This window comes from Treponema sp. (assembly GCF_045657965.1).
Classification (GTDB): domain Bacteria; phylum Spirochaetota; class Spirochaetia; order Treponematales; family Treponemataceae; genus Treponema_D.
On record NZ_JAZOUG010000213.1, the window covers coordinates 1 to 15926 of the forward strand.

General features: G+C 41.0%; 14 protein-coding genes. 8 read left to right on the top strand and 6 right to left on the bottom strand.

Features of this window, described 5'->3' with window-relative positions; genetic code table 11:
* Window positions 1–483 (bottom strand): hypothetical protein (locus ACKI5B_RS07765; protein WP_407427466.1); only part of this gene is annotated, 483 nt, incomplete at its 3' end.
* Window positions 484–524: 41 nt separating this feature from the next.
* On the bottom strand, window positions 525–1652 hold the full coding sequence (locus ACKI5B_RS07770; RefSeq protein ID WP_407427468.1) for a hypothetical protein: 1128 nt from the start codon (window positions 1650–1652) through the stop codon (window positions 525–527).
* Window positions 1653–1861: 209 nt separating this feature from the next.
* Here ACKI5B_RS07770 and ACKI5B_RS07775 point away from each other — a divergent pair, with 209 nt between their 5' ends.
* The 6 genes from ACKI5B_RS07775 (at window position 1862) to ACKI5B_RS07800 (ending at window position 7793) form a co-directional block, all read left to right on the top strand.
* A complete protein-coding gene (locus tag ACKI5B_RS07775; protein ID WP_407427470.1) occupies window positions 1862–2758 on the top strand; it encodes an Rpn family recombination-promoting nuclease/putative transposase in 897 nt (298 codons plus the stop codon).
* A gap of 205 nt (window positions 2759–2963) precedes the next feature.
* Window positions 2964–4202 carry a hypothetical protein gene (locus tag ACKI5B_RS07780; RefSeq protein WP_407427472.1) on the top strand — a complete coding sequence of 413 codons (1239 nt, stop codon included), beginning with the start codon at window positions 2964–2966 and terminating at the stop codon, window positions 4200–4202.
* 19 nt (window positions 4203–4221) lie between these two features.
* Window positions 4222–5400 carry a hypothetical protein gene (locus ACKI5B_RS07785; RefSeq protein WP_407427474.1) on the top strand — a complete coding sequence of 393 codons (1179 nt, stop codon included), beginning with the start codon at window positions 4222–4224 and terminating at the stop codon, window positions 5398–5400.
* A 35-nt stretch (window positions 5401–5435) separates the two neighbouring features.
* On the top strand, window positions 5436–6632 hold the full coding sequence (locus ACKI5B_RS07790; RefSeq protein WP_407427476.1) for a hypothetical protein: 1197 nt from the start codon (window positions 5436–5438) through the stop codon (window positions 6630–6632).
* A gap of 18 nt (window positions 6633–6650) precedes the next feature.
* A complete protein-coding gene (locus tag ACKI5B_RS07795; protein ID WP_407427478.1) occupies window positions 6651–7349 on the top strand; it encodes a hypothetical protein in 699 nt (232 codons plus the stop codon).
* A gap of 237 nt (window positions 7350–7586) precedes the next feature.
* Window positions 7587–7793 carry a type III toxin-antitoxin system ToxN/AbiQ family toxin gene (locus ACKI5B_RS07800; RefSeq protein ID WP_407427492.1) on the top strand — a complete coding sequence of 69 codons (207 nt, stop codon included), beginning with the start codon at window positions 7587–7589 and terminating at the stop codon, window positions 7791–7793.
* 255 nt (window positions 7794–8048) lie between these two features.
* On the opposite strand, the gene ACKI5B_RS07805 is transcribed toward ACKI5B_RS07800, so the two are convergent.
* From ACKI5B_RS07805 to ACKI5B_RS07820, 4 genes are all read right to left on the bottom strand, one after another.
* A complete protein-coding gene (locus ACKI5B_RS07805; protein WP_407427480.1) occupies window positions 8049–8990 on the bottom strand; it encodes a hypothetical protein in 942 nt (313 codons plus the stop codon).
* Window positions 8991–9056: 66 nt separating this feature from the next.
* Window positions 9057–10367, bottom strand: a complete 1311-nt coding sequence (locus tag ACKI5B_RS07810) for a hypothetical protein (protein WP_407427482.1) — start codon at window positions 10365–10367, stop codon at window positions 9057–9059.
* 37 nt (window positions 10368–10404) lie between these two features.
* Window positions 10405–11583 (bottom strand): hypothetical protein, encoded by a 1179-nt coding sequence (locus ACKI5B_RS07815; RefSeq protein ID WP_407427484.1) that lies wholly within the window; start codon window positions 11581–11583, stop codon window positions 10405–10407.
* Window positions 11584–11604: 21 nt separating this feature from the next.
* The gene (locus ACKI5B_RS07820; RefSeq protein WP_407427486.1) at window positions 11605–12903 is read right to left on the bottom strand and encodes a hypothetical protein; all 1299 of its coding nucleotides are present in this window, start codon (window positions 12901–12903) and stop codon (window positions 11605–11607) included.
* 249 nt (window positions 12904–13152) lie between these two features.
* Here ACKI5B_RS07820 and ACKI5B_RS07825 point away from each other — a divergent pair, with 249 nt between their 5' ends.
* Together ACKI5B_RS07825 and aspS are read left to right on the top strand one after the other, a co-directional pair.
* A complete protein-coding gene (locus tag ACKI5B_RS07825) occupies window positions 13153–14346 on the top strand; it encodes a pectate lyase family protein (protein WP_407427488.1) in 1194 nt (397 codons plus the stop codon).
* Window positions 14347–14427: 81 nt separating this feature from the next.
* Window positions 14428–15926 (top strand): aspartate--tRNA ligase (gene aspS, locus ACKI5B_RS07830; protein WP_407427490.1); only part of this gene is annotated, 1499 nt, incomplete at its 3' end.

Here is a 15926-nt window from a genome sequence, read left to right on the forward strand (position 1 = left end):
AGAATAGTTTTCACCTTTGCCTGCAACATTCTGCAGCGGGTTATCAACGAACAAAGATGGAGAAGCAGCATAGATTGAACCAAGTTTTTTGTATTCAAAATCTGGTCCTTCGAAAGCACCTGCGTCTGCATCACCTTTTACACGGTATGCGCCGTTTGATTTACCGTCTGCAACTGTACCGCCAAAGAGTGTGACAGATCCGAGTTTTACTTCTGCAGCAACGTTCTTAAAACGGATTGCACTAGTAGTAGCCTGATCTGTAACTGCCATGAAATCGAAAGTAACGATGTCGCCTTTCATTTTCATAGAAAGGTTGTCAGAGCCATTTGCATCGTAGGCATCTACAAAGCCTGCATATGCATCGCCTTCATAATTTGTGTAAACATTTGCTCTCTGTCTATAGCCAGCGCTAATTGAAAAATCAGCGGAAGCTGTTCCTGCAACCAAAGCACCAATTGTAAGTGCAGTAATTATTTTTTTCATTATCTTATTCCTCCAAATATTTCCTATGTTCAATGCTAAAACTAAAGGGCAACATGAACATAAACTGGAATAGAAATGTCACAAGTACCAGCGAATGGTTTAATACCTTTTGCTGCAGAGTTATCCCAGCGGAGATCAACTGCTGTTGTGACTGTAACTTTTTCTGAACCTTTGATTTCACATGCAGGTGTGAAGTTTGTGATACAAGCACCATATTCTGCATCAAAGTCTGTAACTGTGTTACCCAAAGTAGCCAGGAAACGAATATTTTCAGCTGCAGTATAGTTTACAGAAAGCATTCCCCACATTGCTTTATATGGATCATCAACATCTTTAATAGAAACCTGAGAGTAGTTGAACATACCTGTTAATGCAACTTTTTCAGTAATTGTAAGACGAGCACGTAAGTCACCGGCAACTTCTGTAACATCAGCTGTATTGTAGCCATATGTAAAGCCTGCTGTTGCTTCAAGTGTTTCTGAAACGAGAGGGCTTACATAAAAACCAGCAGAAGTCTGGTTTTCTGTAAGGTGTTTGATTGCAAGGTCGATATTAGCAAGACCTTCCTGTTTGTAAGCAACTTCTCCTACAAAACCACAGAAGAGCGGTGTTTTTGGATTAGTTGTAACAGTATGATAAGACGTTTTTGTTGCTTTGGCATCGTTGTCTGCTGTAGATACAAAACCGACTTTTGTCATCAAAGTACCTGGAAGAGCGTCTGCCAGTGTGTATGCAAGGACTGATGACATTGCTCCTTCTGTGAGGTTGTCAGCGTCAAGTGAGATTGTATTATCGATGATATTTCCAAGTTTGTGAGCGTCAAAATAGTCACCACCCAAGTCACCTGCATCAGTGTTTACACGGTCAGCGTAACGGCTATTCCATTTACCGGAAGTAATCTGAAGATTTCCAACTGGAAGACCAAAAGTCAGCCAGCCATATAACTCATCAAGAGCGAGTTTTTCATCTTCAATATCCCAGTCAACATGAACACCAGCAATATCAGTCTGAAGATTGAGTGCAAAACAGTCAGTTCGTTCAACTGCGTTTACTTTTTTTGTTGTGCTACCAAATATTCCGCTTCCTGTATAGTCGAAGCTCAAATCTGCAGCAAAAGCAGAGCCTGCAAGCAAAGAAGCCGCAAGAACTGCACCTACGATTTTTTTCATAGAAAAAATCCTCCTTTTTTATATTAGGAAAGTTAAACCAAGGATTAAATTTCCTAGGATTTTTCCGACATTGAAAAAATCGCAGGTGCACCCTATTTTCTGTACAAAGTCGCTTTTTTCTACATTTTTTTAATCTTTTTTCAATATTTACTGTCTAAAAACAGGGTTTAGAGACAATAAATAAGTATCTGTTTTTAGAGAGGAATATTATGAAAAATGAAAAAGTAAATTCAGTAGAAGAGGCGTGGGAAACACTGACATTTGCAAACAATTTTATCTTTTGCAAAATTATGGAAAGTAATCCGGAATTGTGTAAACATTTGCTGGAGATTTTACTTCATATAGAAATTGATCATCTTGAAAAGCCGGCGGCAGAAAAAACACTTAAGGAAAGTATTGATTCAAAAAGTGTCCGTTTTGATGTTTATACGAAGGATAAAACAAGAATCTTTGATCTTGAAATACAAACCGTAGACAAAAAGAATCTTCCTAAGCGTGCACGGTATTATCAGAGTCTTATAGATACAAGTAATCTTTCGGCTGGTGTAAACTATAATAATCTGAAAGATACTTATGTTATTTTTCTTTGTCTGGATGATATTTTTCATTATGGCCTGCCGGTTTATACTTTTGAAAATCTTTGTCTTGAAAATAATCAGATAAAACTTAAAGACGGGTCTTTTAAAGTCTTTTTTAATGCAAAAGACTGTGATAAACTGAAATCGATTGAAGAAAAAGCCTTTTTTAGATTTTTAAAAGGTGGCAAAGCTGATAATGATTTTACGAAAGATTTAGAAACTAAACTAAGCTTTGCAAGAAAAAATTCGGAATGGAGGAGGCAGTATATGACTTGGCAGCAGACAATTATGGATGAACGTTATTGGGCTCGTTTAGAAGGTCACGATGAAGGATATTCAGAAGGACGTGAAGAAGGATTAATTAAAGGACGTGAAGAAGGTCTTGCAGAAGGTCGTGCAGAAGGAATAACCGAAGGTGCTTATACAAAATCAATTGAAACTGCAAAGACTATGCTCGCTGATAATGTGCCTGCCGAACAGGTAGCAAAATGGACTTCCCTTTCCCTCGAAGAAATTAAATCACTGTAAAAGACAAAAAATCCTCCTTCCTCTTAAAAATTGTAAAAAACTGTTGCGTGTGCTAACAAAACTTGTCTTAAATGGTTACAAGAACAACAGAAAATTACAAATCTTTTCGTTGACTTTCAAAAATTAGAGTGATAATCTATTACAAATAAGGAAAAAAAAACCGTTGGTTTAAATTTCCTAATATAAAAAAGGAGGATTTTTTCCTATGAAAAAAATCGTTTCAGTGTTGGCTGTGGCTGCGCTGACGCTTTTTTCTGTTTTTGCGGCAGATATCTCCCTTGAGTACAACACCAAGGGTTATCTCTACAATAGAACAGAAACAAAAGTTGACGGCGGAGACAAAACAGCTGAGACAAAAATTCTGGATCAAGACGGATATGCTGATGCTGTTTCTGATCTTATTCTTACTTTGTCAAATGACTTTGCAGGCGTAGTGGTTGACATTGACCCGAGCGCAAGTGCAAAAACATTCGACCTCGATGAATATTATGGCTGGCTCAATTTGGGCAGCTTCCAGTTCACAACAGGTCTCTGGTCTGCACGCTATCTCGGTCGTGTAAATCAGGATGCAGGTACATGGGAAAGCGAAGATTACGAACGCTATAAGCCTGGTGTAATCGGCGGTGCATATGCTGAAGATGCTGACAATCTTACAAAAGACTATGCCGGCAATAACCAGCTCGCTTTTGCTGTAGCTTACACAAACACAGAATGGCTTCCTGGCAAGCTCATGATTAAAGGTGTTGCAGTTGATCTTGCTCAGACAACAACAGCTGTAGAAACTTCAAAAACCTGGGGTAACCTTAACAAACACAATGTTCTTCACTCAGGACTTGCCCTTGAAGTTGGTTACCTTCAGGAAAACCTTATTGATGTAAATGCTATTTTCAAAACAATGGAAAAGAACACTTTTGTTGCAGGTCTTTACGGCCGCTTCCTCGGTGTTGAAGGTCTGGATACACTCCTTGGCTTCACATACGGAAAACAGCTTGAAGCTTATGCAAACAAAACATGGTCTTCTTCAGACTACTATGAATGGGCTGTTGACCTTCGTGCACGCTATGCTGTAAACGAACAGCTTGCAATCACAACAATGCACAATGTTTCTGCTACTTCTACAGACAGCAAGAACAACACTATGGGCATGTGGAATATGGTTTCCGGTCTTTTCAAGGTTAACGAACAGCTTGCAGCTCAGCTTACAGTTGAAAATGAATGTCTCCTTTCTGGAAAAGTTGCTGACAACAAAATCAAAACAGCTGATGTTGGCGGATACGACATTTCTATCATTCCTGGTGCAATCTGGAATTTCAATGAAAACGCTTCTCTTACAGTTGGTGTGCGCGTGAACTTCGAAAACATCGCAGCTTCAAGCGACTACAAGAAATCAACTGGAAGCACAACAAATATCGCAATTCCAATCGTATTCGATGTGGCTCTGTAAGGCAGGAGGAAAGTAGATTATGAAAAAGATTATAACAGTGCTGGCTTTCTCAGCATTGACTTTCAGCTCTGTATTTGCAGAAGTTAAACTCGGATTCACATCAAAGAGCTTGATTTCAAACAAAAATGCAGCAGGGCTTTCTTCAACTCTCGACTTCGACGGCTACAAGGCAAAATCAACAGCAGATGTAGTTTTCGAACTCAAAAATGATACAGCTGGTGTACTTTTTAAGATGGATCCTTATCCAAGCGGAGCAGGAGCTGGTTCCTGGGACAACTACACCAAAGAATATTACGGCTGGGTTAAAGTTCTTGACGGAGCTGTAACAATCCAGAGCGGTAAATGGGACAACCGTGATGTTCAGCGCTATGCCGGTGAAGCATGGAAATGGGAAGGTGCTGAATACGAAACCTACAAACCTGGTGTTCAGGCAGGTCTTGTTGCAAAAGACATCACAAACATTCCTACATTGAACGGAACACGCGTTCTTTCAACAACTGTTGCTTACAAAGCAGGTGGTTTGTTTGTACGCGGTGCAATCAACAAGAACGACTACAACGATGATTCAGCAAACACAGAAAATCAGACAGAATTCAAATCTGGTTTCGGTGCAGAAGCTGCTTTCACATTGCCGGATCTTGTAAAAGTTAACGTAGTTTTCAAAAACCCTGTTCAGCATGCATATGCTACTGGTGTATTTGCAGAACTCAAAGCTGTTAAAGGCTTGGGTGTAATGCTTGGTGGAACATACGGAACTTATTCAAAAGATTCTCCACTCGCTTTGGAAAATCTTCCTGCTTCAGGTCTCAAAGCTTCATATCTTGAAACTGCTGGTGACTTAAGAATCCGCTGGCAGGCAACAGAAGCTGTTTCATTCGTAACAATGAACAACTTTACTCACAAAAACTTCCATGGTGACGGAGTAAAAGGTGTTGATTCTGTATGGGATATGTTCAGCGTAACTGCAAAAGTAGACGCAGCTCTCTCATTGCAGGCAACTGTTGAATGGACTTATGCAGATCTTTCTGTAAACAACAAAGGCAAAATGGCAATCATTCCGTCTGTAAAGATTACACCGGCTGCCGGAACTTATATCCAGACTGGTCTTATCTTTACTACAAGCGGCTGGGGCACATCTAGTGACAAAATCACTTCTGACGCCGTTAAGATTCCATTCATCTTCAATGTGGCTCTGTAGGGCTGTGAAGCGAATTAATGGAGGAACATTAGATTATGAAAAAAATACTTAGTGCAGTGGCACTTGCTTCATTGGCGTTCACGACAGCTTTTGCAGATGCGAAAATGTCATTGAACTACCGTACACAGGCATTTGCTTATCAATACGACAGCACTTCTGAGATTCATAACTATCTCAACCTTGAGAAGTATGGGGCTGCTCAGGACGATGTCACATTCAAAGTAGCTGGAGATGCAGCTGGTGTAACAGTTACAATCGATCCTTACACAAGCTTTGCAACAGGAAGCGGTTCATTCAAACTTAATGAATATTCTGCTTATGCAAAATTCGGTGCTTTCCAGCTCGATGCAGGTCAGTACAAAAACGGTAAGTCAAACGGTAACTACCAGCTCAAAAACGATGCCGATGCATGTAATCTTGGTGGTGAATCTTGGGCTGCATACAAACTCGGCTCAATTTTCTCAAAAACAAAAACAACTTTCATCGATGATATTGCAAACGTAAACGGCGGAGATACAGCTCAGGCAATGCTTCTTACTTATGTACGCGATTTCGATGAAGCAACTTTGACTCTTACAGGCTCACTTATCGGTGTTGCAAACTGGAATGACGAATCACAGTCAGGATTTGGTCTTCGTGCTGATGTAAAGTTCGAAACATTTGATCATCAGATTGTATTCAAGAGCGACAACGAAAAGAACCTTGCAGTATCTTATCACTTGCAGGCACTTGCACTTGTTCCATCTACAAAGATTACATTCGGCGGAGCTTTTGCAATTGTTGGCGGCAGCATCAACGAGTACAACGTAGACCTCCGCGCACGCTATGCTGAAGGCCCGCTTAGCATCACATTCATGAACAACTACTCATGGATTCAGAGTGCTTCAATTGTTGGAAAGGCAGTTGGTGCTTATGCAGGAAGCTATGCCCTTCTCGATAAAGACAAGACATACACATCTGCTATGTGGAACCTTCTTGCAGCACGCTACAAGCTGAACGATACAATGTTCGTAATCGGTCAGATTGGCGACATCATTCCAATGAAGAGCGGCGAACGCGATGCAAACGGAATCATGATGTTTGCTATGCCAGGATTCCAGGTCTTTGCCGGCGGAAAAACTTCAATCACAACCGGCTTGCGATTGGGCTTGAGCAACATTGCGGATGATTTGGATTCAACAGATGTTGAATACTCACTCAGCGTTCCTCTCGTAATGCGAGTACGCTTCTAATAACGGAGGAAATGAAAAATGAAAAAAATTACAAAAATCGCAGGATTGCTTGCAGGTCTTGCACTTGCAGGAAGCCTGTTCACATCATGCTTCACTGACAGCGAGTACGATGACAGTTTGGTAGCCAGAACTACTGTGACATTCTTTGCTGAAGATGCTGAAGATGCTGATGCTGCATTAGCTGGAAGTGTTGATGATAAAATTGAAGGAAATACTTTGCTTTCTATTTCTACACCAGCAGTTTTATCTTCAGAAACTGAAGCTATTGCAACAGCATGTGCAAGTATTGAATTAACAGCACCTAAATCAGCTCCAAAAGTATGGGCTTTTTCAGACAGCACTGGAATTTCTGTTAATGCTACTGAAGAAGACAGTAAGAACATTGTTTATACAACTTTTGCTTTGAAAGCAGAAAAAGACTGTAAGATAATTTCTTATGAAGCTTTTGCTTCAAATAACTCTGCTTCAGGTGTAGAAATTGTTGGTACATACAAGGTCGGTACAGACTCAGAAGATACTCTTCCTGGAACATCTGCTGCAAATGGTACCAATGCACACAATCAGGTATTTAATTCACCTGATGCAACATCACTTGAACTTAAGGCAGGCGATGTTGTAACTGTTACATTAAAATTTAACTTAAATAGCTCAACATCTAATAAATCTATTAAAAAAGCTGGTTTTGTTAATGTAACTGTTGTTGCTGAAGAGAACTAGTAAGCTTTAGTTTGCTTTTATGAGGTTGTCCATCCGGGCAACCTCATTTTTTTCTTTTTCTACCACAAATTTCGGTAACTTTAACTATGTATGAACTGACTGCGTGATTTTTACCTTGACATTCACCCGTTCTGCTAGTATATTTAGCTTAAGTGGTGAGCTTCCACCATAAAGCGAAGACTTAAAAAAGCAACGGGTGCGGTTCACGCACCCATTTTTTATGGGAGAACATATGAAATTTCCGATGAAAAATATCAACGCTTGCTAAGAAATCAGGCACATGCAATTTCGGCTGACGAAATAGCAATTAAAAACACAGCGGAAAAATTGCACGAACTTATTTTTACCGAAGAAGATTCCCTTTCAGAAATTGATAAGCGCTTAAAATCTCGGTGTTGTAATCTGCCTTTATTAGAAAAGATTTATATGGGCTACACTGTTTAAACTGGTTAAACATCACGCTTTCCCCTTGCACTCACATTATAAAATATTATATGGCTTCTGTCATTTAATTAAACCAGTGTCAGACTTTCCCACTTTTCCCTGATTGTCATCTGTTTTTCCTGCATTTCCGCTTCCTTTTGTAATTTCATACATATAGTTATTGGCGTAAAATGCAGTTCTTAGGCAGGAAAATTGGAAGAAAACAAAAAAATCCCCTCCCTGTGCTGGGAGAGGAAAATAACATAAAACAGAACGTTACTCGCTGATGTCGATTACAGTAAGAACTACATCCTGTAAAGCCGCTTTAATTACTTTACCAGAAACTGTTTTTGCTGGAAGAATCTGATGAAGAAGGGTAAATGTTATAGTTTCATCTGCAGCAAGCTCAAGACTGTCAAACGAAACATCTCCAGCAAAGTTTTTAGATCCATCTGCTGCCAAAGTGTCAGCAGTAACGCTATCAGCAGTTCCCTTAACATAAGATGTGACAATCTGTGTATTTCCAGTTTGGTTATTTGCTGCAATATAACTAAGTCCAACTACTTTCAAGGCTTTTTTAGCGGTAATAGTAAATGTATATGTCATGACTGCTTCTTCTGCTGCATAATCAGCAGCATCTGATGGAGTCTGCACATAACCATTTGTTACAGCATTAAGAGCTCCAAGGGCTTCAGAGCCTGTATGACCTTGTGTTGCTGTAATATTTCCTGCTGTAAGTGCAGAACTTGCCCCTGAAGCCCCGCCCAAAGTAGAAGTGTAAACCAATTCTGTCATAGTAACTGGGAAGTATGTTGCCTGGTAAGCAGTTGCAGCTTCAACTGTTACAGGAATAATGGCAACATCAAAACCTTCATATGCAACAGTAACAAAAGTTGTACCGGCTGCAACACCTGTAATTGTGATAGTTCCAGCATCGAATGAAGCAGTAGCAATTGAATCATCATCTGAATCAACAGTTACATTTTCTGTCTGACTTGTAGTCAAAGTTGTTTTGAGGTAAGTAAGAACTGAAACAGAATCAACAGAATTACCGGCAGCGTTTTTAATAGAAAAAGCTGCTATGTTCTGAAGAATTGTTCCCGTTTCTTTAGAAGCACTTACCGCTGAATCAACGTCCATTATTCCTTCGTCATTTGAACAGCTTACTGCACCAAAAAGGAGTGCGCAGGCTGCAAAAATTCCTAATAATTTTTTCATTTTTTCCTCCATAAGAGAGTTTTATTGCCGTGCAAAATCTGGACGATTCCGCACAGCAAAGTTACGCTAGAAGCGTACGCGGATTACGACAGGAACAAAGAGAGAAAGTTCATTCTCGCTTGAACCCTTGTTGTAATCTTTAACACCAATGTGGCTCATACCAACACGAGCGTAAGTTGCGATACCGCTCTTTCCGTTCATGATCTGTAAGCCAGGTGCTACGAAAGCTTCTGCTCCAGTCCAGTGGTCTGTGCCGACATTCTTGAGGCTTACGATGTCACCGCAAGAGAACAAGAAGTAGAATGTGTCGTTAAGTTTTACACGGGCACCGAGCATGTTCCACATGTGCGTGTTGTAGTTCTGTTTTGATGAGTTGAAATCATTGTCAGCAGTTGTAGATTTTCCTGTTGAAGCAACGAGGTACTCAGCACCAATGTGGTTTACAGCAGCAATATACTGAGCGTCGTTTGTGATGTGGCTTATATTTGTGTAGAATGTAACGCTTGCAGGTCCTACAACTTTGCGCGCTCGTACATCAACGCTGGCTTCTGTAACAGTGCCGTTGTTGAATCCTACAGAACCACCTGCTACGAGAGTAACTGGGAGTGTTTTTGGATTGATGTGCAGAGCAAACGCACGGTCTTCGCCAAGAGTCGCCATAGAAGCGCCTGTTTTGTTGTGTTCTGTTTTGAACACGAACTGTGCCTGCCATGTTTCAAATGCAGCGTTGATTCGGGCACCAAAACCTGTGTAGATTGTGGCCTCTTCGTCCCATGTGTCAGCTACACCGTCGTAGAAGCCGATTACATCCAATTCGGCAGTAACTTCGGCATCGCCTACATCGCCTTTCCACTGTAAATAGCCGGAAGAAGCTTTTGAACCGCCACGGAAGTTAGCCATGTCGTCTACAGAAGTAGTAATTGCACCTGTGTACAATGAACCGAGTTTGATTTTTCCAAACAAGTCACCGTTGTACCAGCCTGCGTCTGAATCGTTTTTAACCTGATAAGTTCCGTTATAGCGACCGTCTTTCCAAGTACCGCCACCAATCTCAAAAGCACCGAGTTTGATGTATCCGTTGTACTGCTGGATGTTTACAGTTGGGCTCTGGTCAGAGTCAAAGCCTGGATCCATGCGGACTGTAACGCCACCAAAATCGTTTGAAGCAGACATAGAGACTGTATCAGAAGCTGACTGCCAACCTTTAATCTGCTGGAACCAATAGTTGTTGTTTTCATCAGCATTTCCTGCAGGGGCTTGAATAAGTCGGCTGAAGCCAATCATCTGCGTACGATAGTTAAGGGCAAACTTAACATCGGCAGAAGCAAGTCCGAGTGCCAATGAAGCAAGTGCGAACGCACCAATTATTTTTTTCATAATCTAATATCCTCCATTAATTTCTCTACGCTACCCATTACAAAGCAACGTGAAGGATGAACGGAATGGAAACCGAACTCTCTGAAGGATGTGGCCAGCCGGCAGTTCTTACGATTACGCCTGCAGTAAGATCGACACCTTCAACAGGTGTGTATGTTACGCCTGGTGTAACAGAGAAGTATCCTGCGTCCTTTGCATCCAAATCCTGATAAACCCATTCGCCTGTAACCTGGAATTTGATTGTTTCCGAAGTCTGTACGGCAAGACTTACCATATCCCACAAATTGATTACTTCACCTGCTGTTCCAAGATATGAAACATTGTTCATATTTGTGATAGAAACAGTGTCCGAAAGCTCATAACGCAAACGAAGGTCGAAACCAAAGTCAAGACCATTGTTCAAAGCATATGAATTTCCGTCTGCATCTGTAACAGTTGTTGTTCCTGAACCAAAAGCAGAGCCGAGCGTAGCGCCTGTAACCAAGTCAAATTCAAAGTCTTTGACAGAGAATTTTGCCTTATCAAGGAATACACCGACTGCGTAAACCTGATCGGTCGTGCTCTTCAAGAAAGCCTGAACTTTTGTATCTTCGTCAAGCTTTGCACCGACTTCAAGACCGAAGCCAGATTTTGTTGTAGTAGTTGCACTTGAATTAAAAGCACTTGTAATCAAAGCACCTGTCGCATAGAACGAGTCTGCGTCATAAGAGAGGGCTGTTGAAAGAACTCCGTCATAGCTACCGTTGACAGAAGCCAAGCGAGTGATGTCAGAAGCGATTGCACTTCCTACGACACCATATTTGTAAAGCTCGTATTCTGTGTCTTCCCATGTACCTGCATCCTGATTCAAGCGGTTTACAGAGCGGGTTGCCCAAACACCTGACTGGAGTTTCATGGCTCCGTCAAAGAATTTTACCCAGCCATAGTACTGGTCGAGCAATTTGCTGTTGTTTGCAGCTGATTTTGAAACTTCCTGACGGCCAGTTTCTGCGTACCAAGGATTAAGAACGATGGCAGCTCCTGTTGTTTCGTTTGACAAGCTGAAAACGACATCGCCGGTCGTATCGTCTGCATAGCCGTTGAGGTCGAGTTTTTTGCTTGTTCCGTTTTCATTTGATGAAATATAGCCCTTCTGTGTATATTCAAGACTTACATCTGCAAAGATTGAGCCGAGGGCAAGTGCTGAAATTGTCAGCGTTGAAATTATTTTTTTCATAATCTACTTTCCTCCAACCTTTTACAGAGCGATGTCAAATACAACCGGGATTGAGAAACTTGTTGTTGTATCATTTGCAGCTTTGTAATCGCTTGAAGCTGCTACGTTATCAACAGTAAATTTCAGACCTGCAGTAAGTGATGCATTCTCGTTGAATGTCCATGTAACGCCAGGGATAAATGAAAGAGCAAGACCGCCAAGATCTCCTGCATAGTAGTCAACATTTTTGGCTTTTCCTTCGTTGTCAACTCCGGCTCCACGAGCATAAAGACCACATTCGTTCTCAACTGTGAACTGAAGCCTGAGCTGTTCGCTTGAGTCATAAGCGAGCGAGAGCATGTTCCACATTTTGATAGCGTTGTTTGGATCGATTTCTGCGCCTTTAAGTTTAGCATCTGTAAAAGAAGAAACATTATTCATTGTTGTGATTGCAAAATTGTCTGAGAGTTTGAATCGGCCTCTCAAGTCAACTGCATATTCATAGTAATTTGCATCTACACCTTTGCCGTAATCATACAAATCAGTTCCGTAAGAGAAACCAACCATGATGTCAGCCATATCAAGCATGAGCGGGCTTACAAAAAGACCTGCACCGAGTGCATTTCGTTTTTCTGAACGGAAAGCAAAGTTTACATCGATAAGTCCTTCCATTTTGAAAGCAAGTTCGCCGGCAAAGCCTGAGAAGAAAGTGTTTGTATAGCTGCCTGTTTCGCTGTCCATGAAAGCACCGCCCCATGTATCAGCGATACTGTCTGAACCGCCAGCGTTTACAAGAACACCTTTTGCCATAATGTACATATTGTCGTTTGGACGGATTGTATAAGCCAAAGCTGTTGAAAGCTTCTGATGACCTTCTGATGTATTGTAAGTAAGGTTATCGATATCGTGAGCGTAAGAACCGCCGATTACACCCGGCTTGTAGCGTTCGTAATCATCATTTGCCCAGTTACCGGCATCTGCATTAACACGGTTAACATATCGGCTTGTCCAAAGACCTACAGTTGTCTGAAGATTGCCCAAGTTGAGCCAGGCATACCACTGATCAAAAGTAGTTTTATCATTTGCTGCATCAGGATCGAGATCGAGGTAGAAACCACCAATATCGCTTGAAGCAGAAAGAACAAAACATGACGAAGCACCGTCATAGCCGCTCTGATCAAGAACAGTTTTTGTTGAACTGGTGATTGCGCCGTCTGAGTCTTTTGTCTTTTCTTCGTAATAAACATTTCCAGCTGTTTTGTATTCAATGGAAATGTCTGCCGCAAAGACAGCACTCAGAGTCAGCGCAGCCACAGCCAACACTGATACGATTTTTTTCATAGGAAAAAATCCTCCTTTTTTATATTAGGAAATTTAAACCAAGGATTAAATTTCCTAGGATTTTTCCGACATTGAAAACAATAGGGGACGGGGGTATAAAAAATAAAAAATGGTAAAATTAAAAAAATTTTACAGATAATATTAAGCAATGATAATATTTTGTTACATTTTTATTATTTGTTGATTTTACTTTTAGTCTTATTGTATTATGAGGCACTTGAAAATCCCTTTTAAATGGACGGTTAATTTATGAATAAAAAACTTGCGGTTTTTTCTGTTTTGGTCCTGTTTTCTTTGTCTGCTTTTGCGCAATCAAAACTCAATGTAAAACCCGGCGAAGCTGTAATTACATATGGCTGGGCTGATATGGGTAAAATAAAATATTCTGCCAAAAAAATTACATTAATTGATGATGCTGCTTATCCTGACCCCGTAAAAAAACGCAAAGTATTTACTAAGGCGATTAATGCCGGTACATTTGTTGTTCTTTCCGGTGATGTTGATTTAGGGGATGGTGTCATTTCTGACGAAGATCATTCATATTTTGATGAATTTGCTCCTTCACATGGAAGAATGCACAATGATATTGTTTATCCTGTCGCTTCAAACACCACCTTAATCGGAATTAATAACGCACGTATAAAATTCGGCGGTCTTGTTTTGTCAGGTGTATCTAATATTATCATACAGAATATCGAGTTTTGGGATGCCCATGGTTCCACAGAAATTGATACTAAGCATAATTCTGAATCAAAAGCCAGTATTGACAATCTTGTTATAAAAGACGGTTCAAAAAATATCTGGATTGATCATTGTACTTTTTCTGATGGTCTCTGTTATGATATGAGCAGGAATTATCATCACGACGGATTGATTGATATTCCTTACGGCATGAATATTACAATCTCTTACTGTGAATTTAAAAATCATGACAAAGTAATGCTTGTTGGTTCCAGCGAAAAATCTCTTTCTCCACGGGAGCGAACTGTTACTCTTCATCATAATTATTTTCATGGCACAACACAGCGAATGCCGAGAACCCGTGGAACTTACATGCATATTTACAATAATGTATACGACAATATTGGTGTTGAAGAAAATAATGGTTATAGTCTTGGTCCCGGGACTGGAGCATTATTTATAGTAGAAAATAATTATTTTGGAAATCATAAGGCTGTTGTACTTGATTTTTATGATAAATCAACCGGTAAAAAACCTTCTGCATATGTATTCCAATGGAAGAATAATATTGAGCTGAGTGCTGCAAATTCTCAGGCACGTAATGATAAGGTAAACCGGATGATAACAGATCATTTCGTTTCTCAGGAGCCATGGAAAATTCCATACCAATATGAAGATAATATGCAGTCCTGGGAAGAAGCTAAAGAAAACGTTCTTAAAAATGCCGGAGCCGGTAAAGAAGTCGAAATTTCCGGCCTTTAATATAAAACTGGAAGTCCTGTCCGGGCTTCCTTTTTTTTGTATGATTGCTCAAATCTTATCAAGTCGGTAAACTGTTTAACTATGGAAAACACAAAAAGAACAGTCACTTGCGGCGAATTGCGCAAGGGCGATGTCGGTAAGACAGTTGTATTGAACGGATGGGTTTCACGCTCACGTGATTTGGGCGGTCTTGTTTTTATTTCTCTGCGTGACCGTTACGGAATCACACAGGTTATGGTTGGCGACGGTGCTTCAGATGAAGTCAAAAAAATTGCATCGTCACTCAAAAGTGAATATTGTATCGCGGTTCAGGGTGTTGTTGCTGCCCGTGCCGAAAAAGACATTAACAAAGACATGGCAACCGGTGAAATCGAAGTTGAAGCAAAAGAAATCGAAATCTTCACCACTTCTCAGGAACTGCCTTTCTCAATCGAAGAAGTACGCCAGAAGGACGGCACAATCGTTCTGCCAAACGAAGATCTGCGCTTAAAGTACCGCTATCTCGACCTGCGCCGTGAGCCGATGCAGAAAAATATTATCCTGCGAAGCCAGGTCACTTTTGCAACACGCGAATATTTGACTGGCAAAGGCTTTCTGGAAATTGAAACACCTACATTCATTAAATCTACTCCGGAAGGAGCACGTGACTATCTTGTTCCAAGCCGCGTTCATCCTGGAAAGTTCTATTCTCTCCCACAGTCTCCTCAGCTTTACAAACAGCTTCTTATGGTTTCTGGTTTTGACAAATATTTCCAGATTGCGCGTTGTTACCGCGACGAAGATGCACGCGGCGACCGTCAGCCGGAATTTACTCAGATTGATATGGAGATGAGCTTTACAAACCGCGAAGAAGTTCTTTCTACAACCGAAGGATTGATGCAGCACATTTTCAAAAAGACTTTGAACTACGACTTGCCGGCAACTTTTGACAGAATCACATGGGACGATGCTTTCGACCTTTACGGAAGCGACAAGCCGGATTTGCGTTTTGACCTTAAAATGCAGGATGCTGCCTTCATGGCTGATTTGAGCGACTTTAACGCATTTAAGGCAGGAGCTTCAAATGCAGGCAAAGAAATCGAGCGACACAAGCGAAGCGGACTTAAAGCACTTGTCGTCAAAAATGTTGCCGACAAATACAGCCGCAAGATGATAGAAGCTCTTGAAAGCGTTGCAAAAATCAACCACGCAAAGGGCCTGGCCTGGATGAAGGTTGACTCAGAAGGCAAATTTGAAGGCGGAATCTCAAAATTCTTTGCCGGAAAGGAAAGTGAAATCTGTTCTAAGCTTGGCGCAGAAAAGAACGACCTTCTCCTTTTTGTAAGCGATGAAAAATGGCAGGTTGCATGTGTTGCTTTGGGTGCTGTGCGAAAACAGCTCGGTAAAGACCTGAATCTCTACAATCCAAAAGACGAATTTCACTTTGCATGGATTATCGACTTCCCGTACTTTGCATGGAATGAAGAAGAAAATCATTGGGAAACTGAGCACCACATGTTCACGTTGCCACAGAAAAAATACTGGGACACTCTGGAATCTGACCCGGGTGCCGTCAAAGGCGATTTGTACGACCTCGTTTT